Annotated in this window: 3 protein-coding genes; 2 read left to right on the forward strand and 1 reads right to left on the reverse strand. The window is 66.0% G+C overall.

The features are described from left to right. Window positions 1-55 precede the first annotated feature (55 nt). On the reverse strand, window positions 56-1327 hold the full coding sequence (locus ACSDR0_RS49770; RefSeq protein WP_435295989.1) for a replication initiator: 1272 nt from the start codon (window positions 1325-1327) through the stop codon (window positions 56-58). 112 nt (window positions 1328-1439) lie between these two features. Between ACSDR0_RS49770 and ACSDR0_RS49775 the strand changes: the two genes are divergently transcribed. Both ACSDR0_RS49775 and ACSDR0_RS49780 read left to right on the forward strand, forming a co-directional pair. Next, window positions 1440-2312 carry a GntR family transcriptional regulator gene (locus tag ACSDR0_RS49775; RefSeq protein ID WP_435295990.1) on the forward strand — a complete coding sequence of 291 codons (873 nt, stop codon included), beginning with the start codon at window positions 1440-1442 and terminating at the stop codon, window positions 2310-2312. Between the two features lie 269 nt (window positions 2313-2581). Then, entirely contained in the window at window positions 2582-2920 is a 339-nt protein-coding gene (locus ACSDR0_RS49780; RefSeq protein WP_435295991.1) for a hypothetical protein, read from the forward strand. The last annotated feature ends 640 nt before the right edge of the window (window positions 2921-3560 follow it).

Consider the following 3560-nt stretch of genomic DNA (forward strand, 5'->3'; position numbering starts at 1 on the left):
CACTCCTGCGAAAACGAGTCCTGCTCGCATGATCATGAACACCCACAGTCACCCATCACGAAAATCTTGCCAGATCCGAGAAGTGGCCGCGAAATCCCAGCATGTGCGCCCACGGCCGCAGCCGCAGTGTGGCCAACTCCTGGCGTGCGCCCAGCTCCCAGCAGGTGCGGATCATGCGCCTGGCGTGCTCGGTGACCGGAAGCGCGTCCAAGTGCAGGCCCGGTTTGAGGCCCGTTCCGTGGCAGCGTTCGCAGGAGGCCATCAGCCGCAGCCGCCCCCGACCGCCGCAGGCCGGACACGACAGGCGGTGATCGACGGTGCCGGAGGCTTCGGCACCCTTGGTGGCGTACTTGGCGATGTAGCCCGCCACCGCCCGCTCACTCAGCCCGTCCGCGCGGGAGTCGAGCAGGATGGGCCGGATGTCGAGCTGATCACCCCAGACCAGATCCCGCCGTCCGAGATCACTCGCGGGAGTGGTCACGGTGACCCGCCGCACCGCTGGCGGGATCGACCGGGTGAGCAGATGGTGATCAGCCCAGTCCGGCGGGGGTTCGCTCCCGCCTTCGGGGCCGTCGAGGCGGATGATGGCGTGGAAGTGCACCAGGCCGCGCCGCTGGTACTCCGCGACCTTGGCGAACGACACTCGGACCTGTTTGCCGAACTCCTTGCGGCTCAGCCCCGCCTGACTGGCCAGGGTGCGCCGCACTTCCAGGGTGAAGCGGTGCCACAGCGCGCCCGCGTGTGCCTGCCAGAGCACCGCGCCCACGTAGTCGTAACACCGGCCGCAGATGGGTTGCCCGAGCCGTTCGTCTCCTTGCTCGTGGCGAGCGTGGCAGCCGACCGGATGCCCGTGCTCACAGACCTTGTCGCGGTTGCGGGGACGGCAGGCCCGCACCGTCCCGTTCTTCTCCCGCCGAGTGTGCACCGGGCCGAAGGAGGGAGCGGTGAGGGTGACGAACGCCCGAGGGTGTGCGCTCACTGTTTCTGGGACGCCTTTGCCGCCGGACAGGCCCGCGCGGATGAGGTGGAAGGTGTCGGCCTGGTAGACCTCCGAGCAGGACGCGCACACCGAGGCGCGGCGGTTGCCGCAGGCGACCAGCAGATGCCCGGACGGCTCATCAGCGGTGCGGTAGGTATGCAGGATCTCGCCGGTGTCGGTGCTGACGATGGCCGACTCTCCGGCCAGGTGGATCGGGTTGGCGCAGCCGCCGGTAGCGGCCACCATCGATCGCCACCGGTCGTAGCCCGGTGCGTTGAGCACCTGGACCAGATCGGTCATCCACTCCGGATGTCGTGCCTGTTGGTCGTGCTCGTTCGGTTGGTTCATGGTGACCACCCCCTCTCATGCAACACTGCCTGTACTACATGTTGCCTTGCGTTGAGGACTTCATGCAACCTGTAGTACAAGTAGTTATGGAACTTCCCGAGAAGGAGCAGCCATGGAGACCACCGAGGACAAAGACGTCCGCTGGCGCACCATCGCCGCCGACCTGAGAACCGCGATCCTGGACGGCCGCTACCCACCAGGCGGAGCCCTGCCGAGCGAGCCGGAACTGGTCCGCCGCTACGAGGTCTCGCGCCCCACCGTCCGCAAGGCCATCGACACCCTGGTCTCCGAAGGACTCGCCTACGTCATGCGCGGACGCGGCTCCTTCGTCCGCCCCATGCCCGAACGCCAAGTCATTCTCATCAGCCATCAGACCCGGCCCGACCTGGCCGCCCCCGGCAACCACCCCGACATCCAAGCCTTCGGCTGGGACCTCGCCCTCCGCGACGTCGACCCCGACGCTCCCCTGTTCACCGGGGAGAAGATCACCGCCAACCGCGATCTCGCGATCATCCTCGGCGTCCGCACCGGACACCCCGTCATCCACCGCCGCAGCATGTGGCACCGAGGCCACACCGCCCGCATCCACGGCGCCTCAGCCCGCCTGGAGATCAACTCCTACACCAACGCCGAGATGCTCCCCGACTGGGACACTCCCAAGCGCTTCGACCAGTACCGCAAGCGACCCGGCTTCTTCTACCAGTCCCTCATCCGCGAACACGGCCCCATCCGCTGGATGACCCTGACCACCTCCCGCATCGCCTACGAAGACGAACGCGCCCGCCTGGGCATGGACTACGCCGAAGCGATCCTCATCATCCGCCGCACCATGGCCCACGCCAACGGCCACCCCATCGAGGTCACCGAGGTCAAAGCCCCCGCCAACCGCTACGAGATCGGCTACAGCGCCGAACTGGCCGACGACACCAGCGCGGTATTCACCCCCGAAGAACTCGCCGACAACGGCATCGCCCTCATGATCTAGCACCTATTTTGTGGATCAGGAACGGATAGAGTCATCAGGGATCTTCCACTAGGAAACTGCGGTGTATCGCTGGCGGGGAAACGACTCTTGCCCGTGGCGGGTATGAGGGGACTGGAGTCAACAGGTTGAAGCAGGCAGCTCAAGTTGTTAGGACAGCTACAGCCACCTTCTGTGTGCTCCTCCTTCTTTCCGGATGCCGATCGGAATTGTTCCCCAGGGAGGAGCGGGTTGATCCTGGCGTTGTCCGCGACGTACGCAGCACCGTAAGAGTGCTGGCAGAGACCAAGGCCGAGGTCACCTGGGACGGTCTGACTCTGGTCAGGGAGGTCCTGATAATTGACGTCGGAAGCCCCGATTCCCGGCAGGCGCTAGGCAAGGCGAGTGGTCTCTTGCAAAAGCGCGGGTGGTCGATCACCGATCAGCAACTTCCTAGATGGGTGGCCATGGAGTCGAGCCAACGGGAAGACGTGCAACTGTCGCTTTATGGAGTGGAGTTCGTCGAGTCTGTTGGACCCATGGAGCCGCATGATGAAAAGGTGCTCAAAGACGCTCGGACGCGAGGCGGATCGAAAGCATTGCTGTTCCTGGAGTTGGCCCCCGCTGGGTGATGAGCCTGGCGGTCAATGATGCCTGTTGGCGTACTCTGTGGCTTTGATCGTTCGTGCCCCAACAGATGCGCCTCGAAGATCGACATACGCGCTGGCTGTGGGGTGGCTCAGAGTTTCTTTACTGGTTCAAGGCGCCAGCGCTTCGCGCCGCCGCACGGCGGGACACGCCCCGCCGTCCCGGCACGGCCAGCGGGCCGGGCGTGCGGCCCTGGCGGCCGGTCCCGGCCCGCGCCAGCCGGGACGGCACGGCGTAAGCCCGCCGCCCGCCGCACCGAGCACCCGCCGCACCGAACGCACCCGCCGCCCCTGGTACGCGCTGCCGCCTGCCGCTCCGACCGCCGGCCCAACCGCTTCGCGGCCCCTACGGGGTGCCATTCGGCATTGCGCCGGCCGTCTCCACTCAGTGATCATCAGCAACGTCTTCATCGAGATGATCAAGGACTCTGCCGCCCTGCTTCCGGTGCTAATGACGGTCGGGTGGTCACGTCCCGCCCGGTCAATGATCAGTAGGATGCCTACTTCCGGTGCAAGATCCCTGAGATCTTCCGCGCGAGACCGGCGCCTTCGGCTGATTGGCCAGCGTGACGTGACCGCCTCTGATACAGCGTGATGAAGGCCGCTCGCGCAACCAGACCCCTCG

This window comes from Streptosporangium sp. G11 (assembly GCF_051192615.1).
In the GTDB taxonomy this organism is placed as follows: domain Bacteria; phylum Actinomycetota; class Actinomycetes; order Streptosporangiales; family Streptosporangiaceae; genus Streptosporangium.

What these genes read in the sequence shown, in the direction of transcription:
- ACSDR0_RS49770 (WP_435295989.1), bottom strand. Translation starts at nt 1,327, where the DNA reads ATGAACCAACCGAACGAGCACGACCAACAGGCACGACATCCGGAGTGG.
- ACSDR0_RS49775 (WP_435295990.1), top strand. Translation starts at nt 1,440, where the DNA reads ATGGAGACCACCGAGGACAAAGACGTCCGCTGGCGCACCATCGCCGCC.